21 protein-coding genes are annotated in these 16,833 nt (G+C 62.0%); 11 read left to right on the top strand and 10 right to left on the bottom strand.

Features of this window, described 5'->3' with window-relative positions:
* Positions 1-28 precede the first annotated feature (28 nt).
* Entirely contained in the window at positions 29-1,948 is a 1,920-nt protein-coding gene (locus NKH67_RS04730) for a potassium transporter Kup (protein ID WP_352450049.1), read from the top strand.
* Positions 1,949-1,991: 43 nt separating this feature from the next.
* Here the strand turns inward: NKH67_RS04730 and NKH67_RS04725 are convergent, their stop codons facing one another.
* Positions 1,992-2,882: an SDR family oxidoreductase gene (locus NKH67_RS04725; protein ID WP_352470195.1), complete on the bottom strand. Its 891-nt coding sequence runs from the start codon at positions 2,880-2,882 to the stop codon at positions 1,992-1,994.
* A 136-nt stretch (positions 2,883-3,018) separates the two neighbouring features.
* Here NKH67_RS04725 and NKH67_RS04720 point away from each other — a divergent pair, with 136 nt between their 5' ends.
* A complete protein-coding gene (locus NKH67_RS04720) occupies positions 3,019-3,429 on the top strand; it encodes a winged helix-turn-helix transcriptional regulator (RefSeq protein WP_352466906.1) in 411 nt (136 codons plus the stop codon).
* Between the two features lie 74 nt (positions 3,430-3,503).
* Positions 3,504-4,742 (top strand): FAD-dependent oxidoreductase, encoded by a 1,239-nt coding sequence (locus NKH67_RS04715; protein WP_352470196.1) that lies wholly within the window; start codon positions 3,504-3,506, stop codon positions 4,740-4,742.
* Here the strand turns inward: NKH67_RS04715 and NKH67_RS04710 are convergent.
* Positions 4,690-5,415, bottom strand: a complete 726-nt coding sequence (locus tag NKH67_RS04710; protein WP_352470197.1) for a glutathione S-transferase family protein — start codon at positions 5,413-5,415, stop codon at positions 4,690-4,692. The genes NKH67_RS04715 and NKH67_RS04710 overlap by 53 nt on opposite strands.
* 1 nt (position 5,416) lies before the next feature.
* A complete protein-coding gene (locus NKH67_RS04705) occupies positions 5,417-5,722 on the bottom strand; it encodes a Rieske (2Fe-2S) protein (RefSeq protein ID WP_352470198.1) in 306 nt (101 codons plus the stop codon).
* 100 nt (positions 5,723-5,822) lie between these two features.
* On the opposite strand from NKH67_RS04705, the gene NKH67_RS04700 reads away from it, so the two are divergent.
* Positions 5,823-6,275, top strand: coding sequence for a MarR family winged helix-turn-helix transcriptional regulator (locus tag NKH67_RS04700; protein WP_352470199.1), 453 nt, complete (start codon positions 5,823-5,825; stop codon positions 6,273-6,275).
* A gap of 38 nt (positions 6,276-6,313) precedes the next feature.
* Here NKH67_RS04700 and NKH67_RS04695 read toward each other — a convergent pair whose 3' ends face one another.
* Positions 6,314-6,742, bottom strand: a complete 429-nt coding sequence (locus NKH67_RS04695) for an anthrone oxygenase family protein (RefSeq protein ID WP_352470200.1) — start codon at positions 6,740-6,742, stop codon at positions 6,314-6,316.
* 155 nt (positions 6,743-6,897) lie between these two features.
* On the opposite strand from NKH67_RS04695, the gene NKH67_RS04690 reads away from it, so the two are divergent.
* The 5 genes from NKH67_RS04690 (at position 6,898) to NKH67_RS04670 (ending at position 11,461) form a co-directional block, all read left to right on the top strand.
* Positions 6,898-7,551: a TetR/AcrR family transcriptional regulator gene (locus NKH67_RS04690; RefSeq protein WP_352470201.1), complete on the top strand. Its 654-nt coding sequence runs from the start codon at positions 6,898-6,900 to the stop codon at positions 7,549-7,551.
* A gap of 23 nt (positions 7,552-7,574) precedes the next feature.
* Positions 7,575-8,594, top strand: a complete 1,020-nt coding sequence (gene ilvC / locus NKH67_RS04685) for a ketol-acid reductoisomerase (RefSeq protein ID WP_352450043.1) — start codon at positions 7,575-7,577, stop codon at positions 8,592-8,594.
* 257 nt (positions 8,595-8,851) lie between these two features.
* Positions 8,852-9,829, top strand: a complete 978-nt coding sequence (locus NKH67_RS04680) for a DUF3592 domain-containing protein (protein WP_352470202.1) — start codon at positions 8,852-8,854, stop codon at positions 9,827-9,829.
* Positions 9,830-10,323: 494 nt separating this feature from the next.
* Positions 10,324-10,845 (top strand): hypothetical protein, encoded by a 522-nt coding sequence (locus NKH67_RS04675; RefSeq protein WP_352470203.1) that lies wholly within the window; start codon positions 10,324-10,326, stop codon positions 10,843-10,845.
* Complete coding sequence (locus NKH67_RS04670) at positions 10,838-11,461, top strand: hypothetical protein (protein WP_352470204.1); 624 nt, start codon at positions 10,838-10,840, stop codon at positions 11,459-11,461. Before NKH67_RS04675 ends, NKH67_RS04670 begins: the two co-directional genes overlap by 8 nt.
* Positions 11,462-11,471: 10 nt before the next feature.
* Here NKH67_RS04670 and NKH67_RS04665 read toward each other — a convergent pair whose 3' ends face one another.
* The 3 genes from NKH67_RS04665 to NKH67_RS04655 all read right to left on the bottom strand — a co-directional run bounded on the left by NKH67_RS04665 (position 11,472) and on the right by NKH67_RS04655 (position 12,701).
* Complete coding sequence (locus tag NKH67_RS04665) at positions 11,472-11,756, bottom strand: PilZ domain-containing protein (protein ID WP_352470452.1); 285 nt, start codon at positions 11,754-11,756, stop codon at positions 11,472-11,474.
* A 173-nt stretch (positions 11,757-11,929) separates the two neighbouring features.
* Positions 11,930-12,514: a BA14K family protein gene (locus NKH67_RS04660; RefSeq protein WP_352470205.1), complete on the bottom strand. Its 585-nt coding sequence runs from the start codon at positions 12,512-12,514 to the stop codon at positions 11,930-11,932.
* A gap of 49 nt (positions 12,515-12,563) precedes the next feature.
* Complete coding sequence (locus tag NKH67_RS04655) at positions 12,564-12,701, bottom strand: hypothetical protein (RefSeq protein ID WP_352470206.1); 138 nt, start codon at positions 12,699-12,701, stop codon at positions 12,564-12,566.
* Between NKH67_RS04655 and NKH67_RS04650 the strand changes: the two genes are divergently transcribed.
* The gene (locus NKH67_RS04650; RefSeq protein WP_352501004.1) at positions 12,700-13,812 is read left to right on the top strand and encodes an endonuclease/exonuclease/phosphatase family protein; all 1,113 of its coding nucleotides are present in this window, start codon (positions 12,700-12,702) and stop codon (positions 13,810-13,812) included. The two genes, NKH67_RS04655 and NKH67_RS04650, sit on opposite strands and share 2 nt — an antisense overlap.
* Before the next feature lie 7 nt (positions 13,813-13,819).
* On the top strand, positions 13,820-14,548 hold the full coding sequence (locus NKH67_RS04645) for a hypothetical protein (protein WP_352470207.1): 729 nt from the start codon (positions 13,820-13,822) through the stop codon (positions 14,546-14,548).
* On the opposite strand, the gene NKH67_RS04640 is transcribed toward NKH67_RS04645, so the two are convergent.
* The 3 genes from NKH67_RS04640 to NKH67_RS04630 form a co-directional block, all read right to left on the bottom strand.
* Positions 14,545-14,787, bottom strand: coding sequence for a hypothetical protein (locus tag NKH67_RS04640; RefSeq protein ID WP_023720771.1), 243 nt, complete (start codon positions 14,785-14,787; stop codon positions 14,545-14,547). The two genes, NKH67_RS04645 and NKH67_RS04640, sit on opposite strands and share 4 nt — an antisense overlap.
* Before the next feature lie 114 nt (positions 14,788-14,901).
* Positions 14,902-16,119 (bottom strand): ABC transporter permease, encoded by a 1,218-nt coding sequence (locus NKH67_RS04635; RefSeq protein ID WP_352470208.1) that lies wholly within the window; start codon positions 16,117-16,119, stop codon positions 14,902-14,904.
* Between the two features lie 2 nt (positions 16,120-16,121).
* Entirely contained in the window at positions 16,122-16,832 is a 711-nt protein-coding gene (locus NKH67_RS04630) for an ABC transporter ATP-binding protein (RefSeq protein WP_352470209.1), read from the bottom strand.
* Position 16,833: the final 1 nt, after the last annotated feature.

The following is a 16,833-nucleotide window of genomic DNA, read 5'->3' as shown; positions in this document are numbered from 1 at the left end:
GCACCGCCCGCTTACCGGAGTGTCGTCCATGGCCCTTACCAATGCTGGTAACGAGGCAGAACCTGTCGAACAATCCAGCCATTCTGAGGTCGAGCAGCACAGCACCAAGGTGCTGATGCTGGGCGCGCTCGGCGTGGTTTACGGCGATATCGGTACCAGCCCGATCTATGCATTTCGCGAGGCGTTGCACGCATCGGCCGGTGGCAACGTCGCCAACCGTGGCGACATCCTCGGTGTGTTGTCGCTGATCATCTGGTCGCTGACGATCACCGTCACCATCAAATACATCATGTTCGTGCTCCGCGCCGACAATCGAGGCGAGGGCGGGGTGCTGTCGCTGATGGCGCTGGCGCGCAACAGCTTCCCGACGCGCTCGGCGGTGATCCTCGGCATCGGCATCGTCGGCGCGGCGCTTTTTTTCGGCGACGCAGTCATCACGCCGGCGATCTCGGTGCTATCGGCGGTCGAAGGTATGAACGTCGTCACGCCGACATTCCAGCCCTATGTGGTGCCACTGACACTGGCCATCCTGGCGATCCTGTTTGCGGTACAGCGATTCGGCACCGGCGGCGTAGGTTTGGTGTTCGGGCCAGTCACCGCGCTGTGGTTCCTGGCCATCGGCCTTTCCGGCATTAACCACATCATCGCCGATCCGGAAATCCTGCTGGCGATCAGCCCGCATTACATCGTGTCGTTCCTGGTCAACTCGCCTGATGTCGCCTTCGTCACGGTTGGTGCGGTCTTCCTCGCCGTCACCGGCGCCGAGGCGCTCTATGCCGACCTCGGCCATTTCGGCCGCAAGCCGATCGTACTCGCCTGGCTGGCAATCGTGTTTCCTTGTCTGTTGCTCAACTATGTCGGGCAAGGCGCCTTCGTGCTGGCAAATGGCGGCGTTGTCGGTCATCCATTCTTCGAGATGAACCAGGGCTGGACGCTTATTCCGATGGTCGTGCTGGCGACGGCGGCGACCGTCATCGCCAGCCAGGCGGTGATCTCCGGCGCTTTTTCGCTGACCAGACAGGCGGTGCAGCTCAATATGCTGCCGCGTTTCGTTATCCAGCATACGTCGGAAAAACAGTCGGGCCAGATCTATCTGCCGCGCATCAACCTGATGCTGGCGCTGGTGGTGATGTTGCTGGTGGTCGGCTTCGGCGAATCCAGCCGCCTGGCCTCGGCCTACGGCATTTCGGTGACCGGCAACATGCTGGTGACGAATGTGCTGCTTTTTGTTGTGATGACGCGCATCTGGAAATGGCCGCTCGGCGTCGCGATCGCCTTGATGGCCGTGTTCGCCTTCGTCGATACCGGCTTCTTTGCCGCCAACATAGTCAAGGTGTTTGAAGGTGGCTGGGCATCGCTTGCCATCGCCGCAGTTATCGTGATGACTATGTGGACCTGGATCCGCGGCAGCCGCTATTTGTTCGACAAGACGCGCCGGAACGAGATCCCGCTGGATTTCCTCGCCGGCAATCTGCTGAAGAAGAAGCCGCATCTGGTGTCGGGCACCGCGGTGTTCCTGACCAGCGATCCGCTGAGCGCGCCGACCGCGCTGATGCACAGCCTGAAGCACTACAAGGTGCTGCACGAGCAGAACGTCATCCTTTCGGTGGTGACGGCACCGCAGCCGGTTGTGCCCGACAGCGAGCGCGTCAAGATGGAAATGGTCAACGAGCTGTTCATGCGGGTGACGCTGACCTTCGGCTATATGGAGCAGCCCAACATCCCGCGTGCGCTGGCGATCTGCCGCAAACAGGGCTGGAAGTTCGACATCATGACGACGTCCTTCTTCCTGTCGCGGCGCTCTCTCAAGGCCTCGCCCAATTCCGGCATGCCGGTCTGGCAGGACAAGCTGTTCATCGGGCTGGCGCGCACGGCGGCCGATGCGACGGAATATTTCCAGATCCCGACCGGACGCGTCGTCGAGATCGGAACGCAGGTGGCTATCTGAGCAAACGGCCGTGCCCTTCGAAGGGCACGGCCATTTGTCAGGCTCAGCTCACCAGAGCCGCCTTGTTTGCTTCAAGAAATTGCTTCAGCGGCCGCGGCTTCCTGCCGGACAGCGTCTCGATCGCGTCCGTCACCATGCTGATGCGGCCGGAGCGTGTGTTGGTGTCGAAGGAAACGATGACAGGCGCGAAACCTTCGGGGACGCCGGCTGCCTTCAATCCCCCGGTCAGCGCTTCGTCCGAAAGCTGGACGACCTCGATCGGCTTGCCGGTAACTTCGGTGACGAGGGCTGCAATCTCGGCCATCGTGTGGGCCTTGGGGCCGGTCAGCGTGTATGTCGTGCTTTCGGTTCCGCTCGAAGCAAGGCTGGCGGCGATCGCCGCGGCCATGTCGTCGCGCGCGCCATGGGCAATGCGGCCGTCTCCGGCGGATGTGTACCACTGCCCCGACGCGATGGCGTGCGGCAGCGCCATGAACAGGTTCTCCTGATACCAGCCGTTGCGGAAGATGGTGTAGGGGATACCGCTCGCCTTGATCGCCTGCTCGGTGCCGTGGTGATCAGGCGCAAACAGTACCGGCGATCCTGGCTCCGGACTGGGCATCGACGTGTAGAGCAGATGCGAAACGCCGGCGCTTTTTGCTGCGGCGACCGCAGCCTCATGTTGCTTCAGGCGCTTGCCCGGAACGGCGAGCTCGTTTGTCGAAATGATCAGAACCCTGCCCGCACCGGTAAATGCACTGGCCAACGACGTGGCGTCGTCGAAGTCGACTGCCCGGATGGTGACGCCTCGGGCTGCCAGATCGGCCAGATTTTCCGGGTTGCGGGTGGCGGCGATGATGCGCTGAGGGGAGACCTTGAGCGTGTCAAGCAGATGATTAATGACGCCGCGGCCAAGCTGGCCGGAGGCGCCGGTGACGAGAAGGGTGTCGGTCATGAGATGTCCTGACGTTGCGCCGGAGCGGCGGGTGCATATGTTAGTCTCAAAAAGAGACCAGCACTAAAATAGGAATTGACCCATCCTCGTAAAGAAGGCAGTTTTGCGGGAGGTAGGCACACCCAGGGAACCAGCCATGGACGGCAAGATCGTCAATCTGAGATCGAAGCTCGAGATATACAAAGCAGGCAGCGGTGGCGGAAACCTTGCGGATTGCCCGGTTCGCGACGTGATCCAGGGCATAAGCAATAAATGGAGTTCACTGTTGATGGAGGCCTTGGCCGAGAAGCCGTACCGCTTCGGCGAATTGCGGCGGCTGGTGCCCGATATTTCACAGCGCATGCTCACCCAGACGCTGCACGATCTGCAGCGCGACGGCTATGTGCATCGCCAGGTGTTCCCGACCAAACCGCCGAGCGTCGAATACAGCCTCACCGATCTCGGGCGCTCGATGTTTGGACCCTTGCATCAGCTGATCCAATGGGCCGAGCTCAATCACGGCGCTGTACGCGAGGCACGGAAGGTTTTCGATGCTGCCGAAGGCTGAGCCCCCAGGCCGAGACGGCGGCTTGATTTAGCGGCGGTGCTGAAGGATTGTCCGGCCTGGGTTGGGGCGGGCAGATGGGCAATTCTCTGGACATCGCGATTGCCGGCGCCGGGCCGGCTGGACTTGCCGCCGCGCTCTATCTCACGCGCGCCGGACATAGGGTCACCATCTTCGAGCGCTTCGACCAGCCACAACCGGTCGGGTCCGGGCTGATCCTGCAGCCGACCGGGCTGACGGTGCTTGCCGATCTCGGCCTGCTCGATGACATTCTGGCGCTGGGCAGCCGCATAGACCGCCTGCATGGTGCAGATGCCAAGACCGGCCGCACAGTGCTCGACGTCCGCTACGATGCCCGGAGTGGCGGCCGCTTCGGGCTGGCGGTGCACCGCGCGGCTCTGTTCGGCGTGCTTTTCCGCGCCGCCCGGCGCCAGGCGCTCACCATTGAGACAGGTATCGAGCTCGAGACGCTGGAAACCGGCGAGCGGGCAACATTGATCTGCGGCAACGGACAACGGATAGGGTCGTTCGACCTGGTAGTGGATGCCAGCGGTTCGCGCTCCAAACTGCGGCGGTGCGTGAACAATCCGGGCGAACCGCGATCGCTCGCCTATGGCGCGTTCTGGGCATCGCTTGGCTGGCGCGGCGAGGGTTTCGACGAGCACGCGCTGCTGCAGCGCTACGACAGCGCGAGCGTGATGATCGGCGTGCTGCCAATCGGCCGGCCCGAGCCGGATGCCCAGCAGATGGCGGCATTCTTCTGGAGCCTCAAGCCGGCGGATGCCGAGCGCGTCTGGGCGGCAGGTCTCGAGGCATGGAAGGCGAGATTGGTCGGGCTGTGGCCTGAATGCGCGGCCTTCATCGACCAGATCGACAGTTTCGAGCAGCTCTCGCTGGCGCGCTATGGCCATCACACGATGAAGACGCCAGCCGGACGGCGATTGGCCGTTATCGGCGACGCGGCCCATTCAACGAGCCCGCAGCTCGGCCAGGGCGCGAACATGGCGCTGCTCGATGCAGCCGCGCTCAACTACGCACTAATAGGAACGGACCGTATCGATACTGCACTGGAGGCCTATGTCCGGACACGGCGATGGCATGTGCGGGTCTTCCAGGCGCTGTCGCTGGTGCTGACGCCGTTTTATCAATCGGACTCGATTGTGATGCCGTTCGTCCGCGACAGGCTGGTGGCGACGCTGGCAAAAGTCCCGCCGGCGCCGCAGTTTCTTGCTTCCATGGTTACAGGAACGGTGCTCAATCCATTCAAGCCGATAGGGCTTGCGGAAGCGCTGTGGCCGGATCGTTTTGGCGGATGATTTCCGAAAGGTGCGAACCCTTAGCCTGCAAGAATGCATGGAGGCGTTGCGGATGATCGGGAGCGACCGCGCCCTTCACGGATGGGCGTTTGCGCAACGCCTCGCGCCACACCTGGACATGCGGCTTTCCGTCCAGGATGCCGAAATCGCCGATCCGGTCGAAGGCGTCGAAATAGCGAAAAATCGGCCCGTAGACCGCGTCGACCAGTGAAAAACGCTCGCGGTCGAACCATGGTCCAGCCGCGCCGTTCGCCAGTTCCACTTCCAGGCGATCGAACATTGCTGCCAGAGCCCCGCGTTCGGCGATGAAGGCGGCTTCGGTGAGTGCTGAATAGAAGCGGCCGATGGCATTGAGGATTGCTGAGCCGAACTCGATCCAGGCGCGATGCCGGGCACGGGCATAGGGGTCGGTGGGATGCAGCGGATTGGGCTGGGTTTCCTCGAGGAATTCGAGGATGACGAGCGATTCGAAGATCACCGTTTCCTGGCCGTCATGCTCAACGCGGAGCAGCGGCACCTTGCCGAGCGGCGATATCGCCTTGAACCAGGCAGGCTTGTTGGCGAGATCGACCGTGATGCGTTCGAACGGCACGCCCTTTTCGCGAAGCGAAATCGCCGCGCGCTGCACATAGGGGCAAAGATGATGGCTGACGAGAGTGAGCTTGTCGGTCATCTCACTCCCCCCAGACATAGTTCAAAGCACCGTCCTCGACGCGGGTGGAGAGGAACATCAGGCGGGAGCCCTTCGGCGCCGGGCCTTCGAGGCGATCACCGTTCGCCATGTCGAACGAGGCGCCGTGCCACTGGCAGACGAGCTTGCCGTCCTTGCAGTCGAGCGGGCCACCGAAATGCAGGCAGACGTTGGCGGCGGCGCGGATACGCTCGCCGCTGCGGTAGACATGGACCTCGCGGCCGAAAAACGGAGCGATGAGGCTGCCTGTTTCCGGAATGTCGGCGATCTTGCAGATTTCATGCTTCATCGGAATTGCCTCTTGGGATTGATGCAATTGCATCTATATAGATGCATTTGCATCGATCGTCAAGCTTGATGCAATTGCATCTATCGCCTACGATGCAATCATGACCGGGATTCCTTCACCTCCAGCCATCAAGGCCTGGGCTCGCCTGATGCGGGTTTCGCGCCAGTTGTTGGAAAGAGCCGAGGACGCGCTGAAGGACAGTGGCCTGCCGCCGCTTGCCTGGTACGACGTCCTGCACGAGCTTGCCGAGGCGGGCGAGGGCGGATTGCGGCCGTTCCAACTCACCGAGCGCACCCTGTTTGCGCAGTACAACATCTCCCGGCTGCTGGCGCGGCTCGAAGCCGACGGGCAGGTCGAGAAGCTTCCAGTTGCCGATGACGGCCGCGGGCAAACAGTCCGCGTCACAGACAAGGGACGCGAGACGCGCCGCCGCATGTGGGCTGTCTACGGCCGGTCGATCGCGGAGTTGGTCGGCTCCCGGCTCTCCAATGTTGAACTGGACGCGCTGTCAGCTCTGCTTGGGCGCCTGCGAGATCCGCCCGCCCTGGAGTGACACGCCTTCATGACGAAGATGGCGGCCGATTGGCGAGGTCAGGCACTGCCCAAGAGGAATGCCAACGTCGCCAGAACGCCAAGCCCGACGCGGACCAGATGCAGATTGCCCCATTTGGCGATCAATGTCCGAGCTTCAGGATTGACGGAGTTCGCGTCCATCGCCTCCAGCAACCTGTTTGCCGGCATCATCACCAGCAGCGTCCATGGCCAAGGCAGGATGATCAGCACGGCGCCGGCCAGATAAGCGAGATTGCCAGTCAGCCGCCACGCGACGAGGCCAAGAAAACAGGCGATGACGGCAATCGAGGCCTGCATGGCGGCGCCGCGCTTGTAGGAAGGCTGCCATTCCTGCAGCAATGCTTTGTCCTCGAGGCGAAGCCGCGCCGGCTGTTCGGCGACGCTGACGTAGACAGCCGCACCCGCGAACACTGCGGTAACGGTCAACGCAAGCAATCCGGCGAGCATGATCAGTGTCTCCCGTGATGCCCCGCATGGAGCAAGCTACAGAAATAAAGGCTTGCGTCGGGTCGGGCAATACGCCATAAAGCCGAACCGTAACGTACGGTACGCCATCGAGCTCGTATCTGAACTGCGGTGAGTTTGCCTCCTGAGGAAAAACTGTGTTGCACGCTGTGACCGACATCGACACCAGCGAGGCGCTGACGGAGCGGCAGAAGGACGTGCTCGACGCCGCCCTTCGCCTGCTGGTCGAAGAGGGCGATCAGTTGACCATGACCGCCGTGGCGCGGCGGGCGAGCTGCTCGAAGGAGACGCTCTACAAATGGTTCGGCGATCGCGACGGGCTGTTGACGGCAACGGTACAATGGCAGGCGTCTAAGGTGCGGGTAGTGCCGGTCGACCGCAAGGGGCTCGACCTCCCTTCGCTGACGGCGAGCCTCGAACGCTTCGCTTCGGACTGGCTCAAGGTAATTTCGAGCGACACCTCGATCGCGCTGAACAGGGTGGCGGTCGGCCATGCTAGTTCGGGGAAGGACGATCTCGGCGCCATCGTGCTGGAGAACGGCCGCTTCGCACTGGCCCGGCGCCTTAAACCGGTGCTGGAGGCAGGCAAGGAAGCTGGTTTCCTCGAGTTTTCCGACGCGGAGACGGCGTTCCGCACCTTTTTCGGGCTGGTCGCCCGCGACGTGCAGATCCGCCTGCTGCTTGGCGACCGGCTGGAATTGACTGATGCGGCGATCGGCGGCGATGCCGTCCGGGCGACGCAGCAGTTTCTCGCTCTTTACGGGGCAAAAACCGGGCCGCAAGGCCTCTGAATTCAAAACGGGAAGGAAGAAAAATGCGTGTCTATTACGATCGTGACGCCGATCTCAACCTGATCAAGGGCAAGAAGGTCGCCATCATCGGCTATGGCAGCCAAGGCAGGGCGCATGCGCTCAACCTCAAGGATTCCGGCGTCAAGGACATCGCCATCGGCCTCAAGGCCGGCTCGGCGACCGCCAAGAAGGTCGAGGCCGACGGGCTCAAGGTGATGAGCGTAGCCGATGCCGCCAAGTGGGCCGACCTGATGATGATGGCCACGCCGGACGAGCTGCAGGCCGACATCTACAAATCCGAGATCGCGCCGAACATCCGCGATGGCGCGGCGATCGCCTTCGCCCACGGCCTCAACGTGCATTTTGGCCTGATCGAGCCTAAAGCTTCGGTTGACGTCGTGATGATCGCGCCGAAGGGGCCTGGCCATACGGTGCGCGGTGAATACCAGAAGGGCGGTGGCGTGCCGTGCCTGGTCGCGGTCAACCAGGACGCTTCGGGCAATGCGCTCGACCTGGCGCTCTCCTATGCCTGCGGCGTTGGCGGCGGCCGCTCGGGCATTATCGAGACCAATTTCCGCGAGGAGTGCGAGACCGACCTGTTCGGCGAGCAGGTGGTGCTGTGCGGCGGCCTGGTCGAATTGATCCGCGCCGGCTTCGAGACACTGGTGGAAGCCGGCTACGCGCCGGAAATGGCCTATTTCGAGTGCCTGCACGAGGTCAAATTGATCGTCGACCTGATCTATGAAGGCGGCATTTCCAACATGAACTACTCGATCTCGAACACCGCCGAATGGGGCGAATATGTCTCGGGCCCGCGCATCATCACCGCCGAGACCAAGGCCGAGATGAAGCGCGTGCTGAAGGATATCCAGACCGGCAAGTTCACCTCGGAATGGATGCAGGAATACCGCGCCGGCATGTCGCGCTTCAAGGGCATCCGCCGCAACAACGACAGCCACCAGATCGAGGAAGTCGGCGCCAAGCTGCGCGCGATGATGCCGTGGATTTCGAAGAACAAGCTGGTTGATAAGGCCAAGAACTGAAGGACACCCACGTTCGTTTCGTTACCCGTCCTCGGGCTTCGCCCTGCGGGCGCGTGGGAATTTCCATGAACAAGCTGGTCGACAAGGCCAAGAACTGATCGCAATTTCATTGCCGATCAAGAAAGGCCGGCGGAGCGATCCGCCGGCCTTTTCGCATCAAGATTGTGTGGTTTCCAGGCTTCTGGACAGGCGCACTATCCTCATCACCGTGATATGCCTGTGCGGGGCATGGCACAAAAGTGCCAAGGGGGTGAGAGTTGGAACTCAAATTTCTGTTGGTCGGGTTTGCCTGCGCGGTTGCCGGCATGCTCTCCCTCGTCACCTTGCTGAAGTGGTGGGAGGTGAGGGCGGTCAGCCGCTGGTCTCCGACGCCGGGAAAGATCATCTCGTCGCGGGTCGAGGCTCGCGAGGTGACCAGTTCGGGATCCGGTTCGGACAGCAGAGGGTCGACCGAAATCCGCAACTTCCCGGCAATCACCTTCGAATACAAGGTGAACGGCAAGACATTTCGCAGTTCGCACTACAGCGTGCAGGAGAACCTTGGAAACTTTGCCGTGGCGGAAACCCTTGCGAAATTTCCAAACGGGGCCGGCGTAACCGTCTTCTACAATCCGGCCGATCCAGCCAAGGCCGTGATCGAACGCACCATGCCCGACGGCTCCTTCAAGTTCATGGTCCAGCTTTCGGCCGGGCTGGTGGTCGGCGCGCTTGTATTGGTCTTCTCCGTCGGCGGCGTCCTCGAAGCGGTCCGGCCGTTTTTGCCCAGGCCGCAGAACCTCGGCGCCGCGGCCCTGCTGCTTTTCATGGGATTGTTTGTCTTGCGCATGGGCTTTGCCCAGAAGTCACTTGCGGAACAGGCGGCCAAATGGCCGATCACGGCAGGACGCATCGATGCTTCAGGCCTGCAGAAATTCGAGACCCGCGACAGGTCCGGAGGCGGCTATCGGCCCTGGCGGACAGTCTTCAAATCCCGCGTCGTCTACAGCTATAGCGTCGCCGGCCAGCGCTACGCCGCCGATCGCATCGCGTTCGGCGCAAACGTGACGGCTTCGCTGCCGAGCCTCGTCAGCGGTCGATCGCAGCGCTACCTCCAGGGCGACAAGGTCGAGGTCCACTACGATCCCGACAACCCAGTTGCAGCGGTTCTCGAATGCAGGGTGAGCGGGCTTTGGCTCCTGTGGGTCTGCGCAGTTGGCCTCCTGGGTGGAGCCGCGCTGCTGGTAGGCGTCATCTGAAGCTGCTGTCCTAGGCTGCATATCCAGCGGAAAAAGACGCCTGTCTTCAGCATCTGACAAGAACTCCGCTGTCGAAGCCAGGCCATGTCAATCTCACCGTCGCCCCGTCGACCACAATGTGGATGACACGGGAGAACGGCTCTTCGGCCGACGGGTCGGATCCGTAGCATTGGCTGGCCCGAGCCACCCAGCCCGTAGGCGTCTTGAGAAACGATGCGTGTTCGCAGCCGAGAGCAGGGACCGACAGCGCGTCGCGGTACAATGTGTAGACAGTCTGGCGTTGAGCATCCGCAACGGCGGTACAGTTCGATCTGTCCCCGGACCATGTGCCCACATAGGGTTCCGTGGCAAAGGCGCTGCCGCACGTAAATGTTAAGATCGAAATGAGCATCAAGAGATTTCGCATCATCGATTCTTTCTTTTCGACGCGGCCTTGGGCCATGCTAAAGCATCGATGCTCAAACTTCACAATGATGCTGCTCCAGGGGACTTAAATGATCATCCGCAAAGCAGCAGCTATTTTTCTGAGCATGCTGAGCCTGTTGCAAGCAGCGAACGCAACAGAATGTTCGCTCAGCCATGCGACCTATCGCGAGCCGCGTTCGGGAGCGACGATACAGTTCCGGCCAACCAACAACGAGCTGGCCGCGCTGACGACCGAGGTCTTTTCGTTGATCGTGCCCAATACCGACATTCGTCTGCCGTCGGACATTACCTGGACCAATGGCAAGTACTCCTTTCCTGTGGGCACGATCCGGCACACCTGCACCGACGACGATCGTGAGGCTGGTCTCGAGGACGGCACCGGGCTGTGCAGAGTGTGGGATGGGCAGGTCTATGCGTTCAATGCAGGCGGTGCCGAGCAGTTGAATTCCCGCGAAGCCTCGCCGGCACCGGCAGGGTTGCTGTTGCCTGACTTCGGCGCGATTTTTACCGAATGGCCCGATTTCGCCAAAGCCAATCCCGACGGTTCAGCCTGGGACGCCTTTAGTTTGACGGGTTGTAGCGATGAATAGCAAGAGACTGCCGGCCTGCATGTTCGCCCTGCCGGTCCTTATTGCCATGGCAACCGGCGCTCGTGCCGACCAAAGCAAGCCGTCGCGTCCGCCTGTCGACAAATGCGCTTGGGAACGGCTGGCGGACAGGGATGTCGGGCTGGCTGCCTGGGTGCAGCGTTGCGATTTCGGTTTTCGCCGGATTCATTTCGAGCTTGGCGGCAATGCTCTTGCCATCAAATACAGCGACGGCGGGCCGGCCGATCCTGTCGTCGAAGTCTTCGATATGCTGCCTGGCGAGGCCGCCGATTCTGCGTTGCAGCGCATTTTTACGGAGAAGACCGAGAAAGCCATCAGCACACGTTGCGTGCTCATGCCTTACACCGAAGGGGCGACGCCCGCGCGCATCCTCCGGTATGTTTTCAGTCCCAATGCCGCCTATCGTGAGGAATTGAAGACCGTCGCCAACCCTGACGAGGTCGGCGTACCGCCTTGCGGCGAATGGGGCGAAGCCCCGGACGGCATTCAGTATTTCGAGGTGCAATCACCCGAACTGCGAAAGCTTCTATTCGTTCGCGTCGGCCAGGATGAGCCGCTGTTTGACGAGCAGACACTGCGAGTCCTGCCACCCGGATAGCGCCGGGATCTCAGCCGTAGTGCCAACTGGGCTTTGGTTCGGTACCGGTGAACATCACGCCGATACGATCTTCGCGGCGCCAGCGGACCACGGCCTTGTAGGCAATGCCGTCGGTCGGAACATAGAGCAGGAACTCATCGGGCACGCGCGCGTCGATCGAGACCTTCAATTCGGCGCCGCCGGCGTGCATGTTGCGCAGCGTGCATGTGACCTCGGAATTGCTCACGCCGGTCAGGATCGTCGCGCCCTTCAAGACGCGCTGCCGGTGTTTGTCCCTCTGTTCGTCCTCGGCCATCGCACGCAATCCAGCCATCTTCGCGTCTCGGGCGTTCTGATCGGGAGGATTATTAGACCTGCCTGATAAAAATAGCGTTATCACCAGTGAGACTGGGCGATTTTTGCGGTTCCTGGCCGGAAGAAAAAGGCGCCGCGAAGCACGGCGCCGAATGATGCTTGTTGTCGGCCTGCTCAGCTATAGGGCGAATAGCATTGCTGGCGCGGGCCGTTGTAGGGCTGGAACGTGTTGTCCCAGGCACGGTACGACCGGTAGCGATTGTAGCACCATTGGACATGCGCGCTGGAAAGCCGCTGTGTCCGGTAGTAGCGCCGTGGTGCGGGCGCATCGTAGTAGTTGTAATTGTTGTATAGGCTGCCGAGGCCAAGCCCCAGGCCCAGCCCAAGAATCGCGGCGCCGGCACTATCATCGTAGTAACCGCCGCGGTAATGGCGGCGGTGATGGCGCCAACGCCAGCTGTCGTCCCAGCCGCCATTGTCCCAGTGTCTCGAAAAATGACGGCCGCGGAAATTGCCGGAACGCCATCTCCAACCATCGTCGCCGTGCCATTGCCGAAAGCCGCGATTGCGCCAACGCCAGATCTGCCTGTCATTGCCGCCTGCCCAATCTTCACGAATTTGCACGATGTCGGCGGCATTGCCCGCCACCGGCAGCAGGGGTTTGGGCATCGGCCCGGCAAGCGACGGGGCCGAGAGGCTGGCGATCAGACCGAGGGCCATCAGCCCGGATCTGACGGAAGATAAAAAGAGCGGTTTCATCGCACTCTCCGAAATTCAGGCCCCACGCCCAGAAACCTCGGGGAAGGGCCTATTGATGGAACTTTCCATCTGAACGGAAGATGAACAAAAAGGTTCCGTCAACCATGGCGAGCGCGCGATCAATCAGAGCCGCCTGGTTTCTGCGCCCTTGTTTTCGGGCGCGCTTGCGGGCAAAGCTCAAAGCCATGTCGCTGCGCCTTGCCACCTTCAACGTCGAAAACCTGATGAACAGGTTTGATTATTCCGGATACCGCAATCAGCTCAACGAAGATCGCACACTGGCGCTTTTCGACATCCAGAGCGAGGCCGAATACAAGATGCTCGAGCAGGCGCGGGCGATCGCGCAATCCGACGACACGCGCCAGTTGACGGCGCTGGCGATCGCGGCCACCCGCGCCGACATCATCTGCATGCAGGAAGTCGACAATATCGAGGCGCTGAGGGCCTTCGAATATGGCTATCTGTTCAAGATGGTGGGGCAAGGCTACCGGCAGAAATACACCACCGCCGGCAATGATTCGCGCGGCATCGACGTCGCCGTGATGATGCGCAACGAGACCGCGCAGGGCCAGCCAATCGAATTCGTGAGCATGACTAGCTACGCCTATGTCACGTTCGAGCAATTCGGCCTGCACACGGCGGAATTGGCAGCGCTTGGTCACCAGGCCAATGAACGCATCTTCCGACGCGACTGCCTGGAAATCGATCTGACGGTCGCTGGCGCGCCGTTGACGCTGTATCTCGTGCATTTCAAGTCGATGGGCTCGCCCCGTAACGGCCTCGACGGCCGCGAGGCGACAATGCCGCTGCGCATCGCCGAGGCGCAAGCGGTGCGCCGGATCATCGAGGAGCGCTTCGGCAAGGATAATGCCGCCGACAAGCGCTGGGCAATCTGCGGCGACATGAACGACTACCGGCAGCGCGTGAAGATCACTGGCGATGTTTTCGACGGCCATCGCTTCGAGGTGATCGACGAGACCCGGTCCTGCATCGACGTGCTCACTGCCGGCGGTTTTTGCGAAAACGCGGTCGAGCGGCGGCCGGAAATGGACCGCTGGACTTTCTATCACACGCGCGGACCGGAAGAGCGGCATCTCTGCCAGCTCGACTACATCCTTTTGTCGAGGGCGCTAGCCAGGCAGAACGCCACCGCCGTTCCCGATATCATCCGTAGCGGGCAGCCTTGGCGCACCATATTTCCGGCGGGCCAGGAGGTCGAGCGCTTCCCACGCGCCGGGTGGGACCGGCCGAAGGCATCCGACCATTGCCCAGTAGCAATTGCCCTCGACATGGTGTGAGACAGGCGTGAGTTTCGATTTGCCGCGCAACGTCATCCTGCCGGTCGATGCCATCGACGTCAGGCTCGATTCCGGCCCGCATCCGTTCGAGCGCGATCATGCCGACGCGATCGCGGCGAACTGGCGGCGTGAGACCGCGGCCAAGCCGGCGCTTTTCGACGGCACCGTGGTGCTGCTTTCCGCTCTCAGCTATCGCGACACTCGCCTAGTCGGCCGTTGCCATGCGGTGCGTTATTCGACCTTCATGCTTTGGCGCAGCAATCGACAGGTGCCTGGCGCCGAACATGCCTACGCGCACGCCATGCTGGTCGCCGGCGACAACGCGTTGGTGGCGATCCGTATGGCACCGCATACGGTCAATGCCGGGCGCGTCTACTTCGCCGCCGGTTCGTTCGAGCCAACCGATTTCCGCGACGGCATTGTTGACGTCGACTTCAACATGATCCGCGAGGTACTGGAGGAAACCGGGCTCGATCTATCAGGTGCGACACGCGGCAGGCGCCACTACGCCCTGTCGACGGCAACCGGCACGGTGATCTTTCGCCGCTACCGCGAGACGGCCTCCGCCGACGACCTGGCACAGCGGATCAGTGCATTCGTCGCCGCCGAATCAGAGCCTGAAATCGAAGGCCCTGTAATCATCCGCAATGCCGCCGATCTGCCGGACGGGCTGATGCCGCATATGAGACCGCTGATCGAATGGCACTTTGCGAGCGAGCAAGGTTTCCAACTCTAACGTCGTAGCCTACCTTCAATAGCCTTGCGGTCGTTGCGGGCGGCAACAAAATACAACAGCACGCCGAGACCCAGGAGCGCCCCCATCGCTGTTCCCATCGTCTGCCCAATTACCTGCTGGAAGTCAGCGGTGACGCGATCGGGATTCTCCATCCCATAAAGGATCAAATTCCACCAAAGCCCTGCCAAGGCGGCTTCGACGATCACAATCGCCAGAGCCAGTCGCGCTTTCTTGCTCATCCATTGTTCCCCCCTTAGTCCCCAACAGCATTGTTATCATTGCAGAATGTGCTGCGACAAGGGCAGGTTGCATAAAAAATTGGCAGCGTCTGGAGGCGACACTTGCTGCAATGCCTATTCATGCCTCAGCGCGTCGATCGGGTTAAGCCGCGCGCCGCGCAGCGCCGGGAAGAAGCCGAACACCATGCCGATCAGCGCGGAAAAGCCGACAGCAAGCAGGATGACCGCCGGGCTTGGCGCAAACGGGATCGTCAGCGTCAGCGAGGCGAGGCCGGCAAGGGCCAGGCCGATCAGGATGCCGATGATGCCGCCAAGCAGCGACAGCACGGTTGCCTCGACCAGGAACTGGATGAGGATGTGCTTTTCGTGGGCGCCGATGGCGAGCCTGATGCCGATCTCGCGCGTGCGCTCGGTTACCGACACCAGCATGATGTTCATAATGCCGATGCCGCCGACGAGCAGGCTGACGCCGGCGACGGCACCGAGCATGCCAGTCATGGTGGTGGTCGCGCTGGCCATGGCATCGGCGATCTGGGTCATGTCGCGGATCGAGAAATCATCGTCGCGGTCGGGCGTGATGCGGCGTGTGTCGCGCAAGATGTCCTCGACGCGCTGCTGCAGCACCGTGGTTGGCGTACGGTCGTCGGCGGCGACATAGATCGAATCGATGTCGCGATTGCCGGCAATGCGACGCTGATAGGCGGCGAGCGGCATCAGCACGACATTGTCCTGGTCCTGGCCGAAACCGGTATAGCCCTTCGGTTCGAGCAAGCCGATGATCTTGCAGGAAGTGCGGTTGACGCGGATGATCTCGCCTTCAGGGTCGCCGGCGCCGAAGAACTGCTGGCGCACCGTCTCACCGATGAGGCAGACGCCGGTGCCCGAGCGGGTTTCCGAATCGCTGAACGGGCGGCCCAAAACCAGCTTCCAGTCGCGGGCATCGAGATAGGCGCTGTCGGTTCCGGTGACGCCCGAGGTCAGGCTTTCGGTGCCGAAAATGACGCGCACCTGCTTTTGCGACGCCGGCGAGATGGCGCGCGAGCCGTCCAGATGCGCGGCAAGCGCGGTGAGATCCTTGTAGGCAAGAGGTCGGACGACCTGATCGAGCCCTCCAGGTCCGCCAGGCCCGGCCGGACGGCCGGAACGGATGACGAGCAGATTGCTGCCGAGCTTGGAAATGTCGGATTTGACCTTCTCGGTGGTGCCCGAGCCGATGGTCAGCATGGCGATGACGGCGGCGACGCCGATGACGATGCCGAGCAGCGTCAGGAACGAGCGCAGCACGTTGCGGCGGATGGAGCGGAGCGAGAGGCGAACGGTTTCCCAGATCATGGCTAGGCCATCTCGAGATTGGCTGTGTCCAAGGCGACATGGCCATCGAGGAAACGGATCGTGCGCTGCGCATAGCCGGCAACATCGGCTTCGTGCGTGACCATGGCGATAGTCAGCCCGAGCTCGCTGTTCAGCTGCATCAGGAGTTCCATGATCTCGTGCGTGCGTGCGGTGTCGAGATTGCCGGTCGGTTCGTCGGCGACGAGCAGCGTCGGCCTGGTGACGATGGCGCGGGCGATCGCCACGCGCTGCTGCTGGCCGCCGGACAGCTCGGCTGGCGTATGATGCTCGCGGCCGACAAGGCCGACCTCGGCAAGCGCCTGCATGGCAAGGCCGCGACGCTCGCGGGCACCAACGCCGCGGTAGATCAGCGGCAGTTCGACATTCTCCGCCGCCGTGGTGCGCGGCAAGAGGTTGTAGCCTTGGAAGACGAAGCCGACATAGAGGTTGCGCAGTACGGCGCGGCGATTGCGATCGAGACGGCCGGCGTCGATGCCTTCGAAGCTGTAGGTCCCAGCGGTCGGCGTGTCGAGGCAGCCAATGATGTTCATGGCCGTCGATTTGCCCGAACCGGACGGGCCCATAATGGCGACGAATTCGCCGCGCCTGATGGCGAGGTCGACGCCGGCCAGCGCATGCACCCGGGCTTCGCCCTGGCCATAGCTTTTCCAGACCTTGTCGAAGCCTATGAGGGTGGTCGCGCCCGATGCCACG

The sequence above is a fragment of the Mesorhizobium sp. M0968 genome (assembly GCF_040319065.1).
Lineage (GTDB): Bacteria > Pseudomonadota > Alphaproteobacteria > Rhizobiales > Rhizobiaceae > Mesorhizobium.
Note: the sequence above shows the minus strand (reverse complement) of the source record. Positions and strands in the feature narration are given on the sequence as shown.

Bases quoted from the DNA above. Each gene is read 5' to 3' on its own strand.
- NKH67_RS04635 (WP_352470208.1), bottom strand. From the start codon at position 16,119: ATGATCTGGGAAACCGTTCGCCTCTCGCTCCGCTCCATCCGCCGCAAC.
- NKH67_RS04730 (WP_352450049.1), top strand. From the start codon at position 29: ATGGCCCTTACCAATGCTGGTAACGAGGCAGAACCTGTCGAACAATCC.
- NKH67_RS04705 (WP_352470198.1), bottom strand. From the start codon at position 5,722: ATGAAGCATGAAATCTGCAAGATCGCCGACATTCCGGAAACAGGCAGC.
- NKH67_RS04670 (WP_352470204.1), top strand. From the start codon at position 10,838: ATGAATAGCAAGAGACTGCCGGCCTGCATGTTCGCCCTGCCGGTCCTT.
- NKH67_RS04700 (WP_352470199.1), top strand. From the start codon at position 5,823: ATGACCGGGATTCCTTCACCTCCAGCCATCAAGGCCTGGGCTCGCCTG.
- NKH67_RS04715 (WP_352470196.1), top strand. From the start codon at position 3,504: ATGGGCAATTCTCTGGACATCGCGATTGCCGGCGCCGGGCCGGCTGGA.
- ilvC (WP_352450043.1), top strand. From the start codon at position 7,575: ATGCGTGTCTATTACGATCGTGACGCCGATCTCAACCTGATCAAGGGC.
- NKH67_RS04675 (WP_352470203.1), top strand. From the start codon at position 10,324: ATGATCATCCGCAAAGCAGCAGCTATTTTTCTGAGCATGCTGAGCCTG.
- NKH67_RS04695 (WP_352470200.1), bottom strand. From the start codon at position 6,742: ATGCTCGCCGGATTGCTTGCGTTGACCGTTACCGCAGTGTTCGCGGGT.
- NKH67_RS04660 (WP_352470205.1), bottom strand. From the start codon at position 12,514: ATGAAACCGCTCTTTTTATCTTCCGTCAGATCCGGGCTGATGGCCCTC.
- NKH67_RS04640 (WP_023720771.1), bottom strand. From the start codon at position 14,787: ATGAGCAAGAAAGCGCGACTGGCTCTGGCGATTGTGATCGTCGAAGCC.
- NKH67_RS04720 (WP_352466906.1), top strand. From the start codon at position 3,019: ATGGACGGCAAGATCGTCAATCTGAGATCGAAGCTCGAGATATACAAA.
- NKH67_RS04655 (WP_352470206.1), bottom strand. From the start codon at position 12,701: ATGGCTTTGAGCTTTGCCCGCAAGCGCGCCCGAAAACAAGGGCGCAGA.
- NKH67_RS04725 (WP_352470195.1), bottom strand. From the start codon at position 2,882: ATGACCGACACCCTTCTCGTCACCGGCGCCTCCGGCCAGCTTGGCCGC.
- NKH67_RS04650 (WP_352501004.1), top strand. From the start codon at position 12,700: ATGTCGCTGCGCCTTGCCACCTTCAACGTCGAAAACCTGATGAACAGG.
- NKH67_RS04665 (WP_352470452.1), bottom strand. From the start codon at position 11,756: ATGGCCGAGGACGAACAGAGGGACAAACACCGGCAGCGCGTCTTGAAG.
- NKH67_RS04710 (WP_352470197.1), bottom strand. From the start codon at position 5,415: ATGACCGACAAGCTCACTCTCGTCAGCCATCATCTTTGCCCCTATGTG.